Origin of the sequence: Methanobrevibacter sp. 87.7, assembly GCF_002208625.1 — an archaeon.
Taxonomy (GTDB): domain Archaea; phylum Methanobacteriota; class Methanobacteria; order Methanobacteriales; family Methanobacteriaceae; genus Methanarmilla.
In genome coordinates this window covers 1-1727 of sequence record NZ_MRCT01000244.1, presented here as the reverse complement: position 1 = coordinate 1727, position 1727 = coordinate 1, and the positions used below count along the sequence as shown (strand labels likewise).

Annotated in this window: 2 protein-coding genes; one reads left to right on the top strand and one right to left on the bottom strand. The window is 17.7% G+C overall.

Going from position 1 to position 1727, the window contains the following annotated elements; genetic code table 11:
* Positions 1-25: 25 nt before the first annotated feature.
* Positions 26-496 (top strand): aspartate carbamoyltransferase regulatory subunit, encoded by a 471-nt coding sequence (pyrI, locus tag BGI41_RS07980; RefSeq protein WP_088540170.1) that lies wholly within the window; start codon positions 26-28, stop codon positions 494-496.
* A gap of 230 nt (positions 497-726) precedes the next feature.
* Here the strand turns inward: pyrI and BGI41_RS07975 are convergent, their stop codons facing one another.
* Positions 727-1389, bottom strand: coding sequence for a hypothetical protein (locus BGI41_RS07975; RefSeq protein ID WP_088540169.1), 663 nt, complete (start codon positions 1387-1389; stop codon positions 727-729).
* Positions 1390-1727 lie beyond the last annotated feature (338 nt).

Sequence of the window (1727 nt, the reverse complement as noted above, 5' to 3'; positions counted from 1 at the left end):
TTAATAAAAAATATGAGTTAAAAATATGAAACGTCCTGACTTAAAGATTAAACCTATTAAAAATGGAACTGTAATTGACCATATAACAGTAAATAAATCTTTATATGTATTAAATATTTTAGGTCTTCCATCCTCTGAAATAAAAGATATTACAGTTGCAATGAATGTATCCTCTAAAGAAATGGGAAGAAAAGATATTTTAAAAATTGAAAACAGAGAACTTCATCCAAGAGAAGTTGATCAAATAGCATTAATTGCTCCTGAAGCTACAATTAATATTATAAAAGATTATCAAATTGTAGAAAAAAATAAAGTTCAACTTTCTGATGAATTAGTTGGAATAATAAAATGTACAAATCCAAAATGTATTAGTAATCATGAAGGAGAACCAATAAATTCTAAATTCTCAGTAGTCAGTACATCACCTATAGAATTAAGATGTAAATATTGTGATAGAATTATTAAATCAAAAGATATTGATTTACAATTTTCATGATTATAATAAATATCTAAAAAAAAGTTTATAATATTCTAATACTTATTACAAAAGGTGATGTTAATACCTTTAGATGTAAATAAGTAAAGATAATTTATTATTAAACTTAATGTTACTATATGTATAAAATAGAATGTAAAATATTAATTTACAGTAAAAATTAATTATACATATCATTTTCATTTTTTTACAAAATTTACATTCTTAATCTTTTTAAAAATTTAAAAAAATTATATTTTAATATGATATAATTTCTCTAATTTTTCAATTTCATCATCTAATGCTGTTCTTGAAGATTTATTATCCTCTTTATCAGATTTAGATTTTTTATTATTATCAATAGACTTTTTATTATCTTCTTTAATCTCAGTAGATTTTTTATTTTTAGACTTTTTATTTTCTTTCTTATTATTTTTAGGTGATTTTTTAGTTTTAGATTTATTAGATTTATCATTTTTAGTCTTATTATTATCCTCTAAAACTTTTTTATTATTTTTCTTATTTTTAGAATTTTTATTAAGTGAATCATTATCATCAGAGTTAATATTTTTATTATCTTTACTAGATTTTCTAGTTTCAATTTCTTTAGAATTATTATCTAATATAAATTCACTTTGAGATTCCTCTTGTTTTTTTCTAGATTTTCTTTTTCTTGATTTTTTAGGTTTATTAATTAAATCAGCATCTTCAATAAGCTCTTCTTTAATAGCATTTTTAATTGATTTAATCAATTTATCATCAATATTTACAGAATTATCATTAACTTGATTTTTATTATTATCATAAAAATCCATTAATTTCACAATAACATCTGCATAGGAATCATTCATAGATCCATATTCTGTTAATCTTTTTTTAACTTCAATTGGAATTGATATTGATGTTCTAGACATGAGTTCACCTAAAAATATTATAATTATTTTATAATATATTGTATTCAATATATAAATATTATGTATTGAATATAAAATATACTTTGAATATATTACATACATATATGTTTTAATTTTAAAAAACATTAAAATAATAAGTTATAGTTGATTAAAATAATAAAATAAAAAAAATATACTATTTATAATAAAATTAAAACATAAAATCTAAATAAAAAAATAAAATAAAGATTTTTATAATAATCAAATATTTGAAAAATAAATTCTAAAAATAATAAAAAATAGCTAAAAAATAATTTAAAAATAAAAAATAAAACTAAAAAAAAAAAAAAATAAAAAAA

Coding starts and splice junctions, on each gene's coding strand:
- pyrI (WP_088540170.1), top strand. CDS start 26: ATGAAACGTCCTGACTTAAAGATTAAACCTATTAAAAATGGAACTGTA.
- BGI41_RS07975 (WP_088540169.1), bottom strand. CDS start 1,389: ATGTCTAGAACATCAATATCAATTCCAATTGAAGTTAAAAAAAGATTA.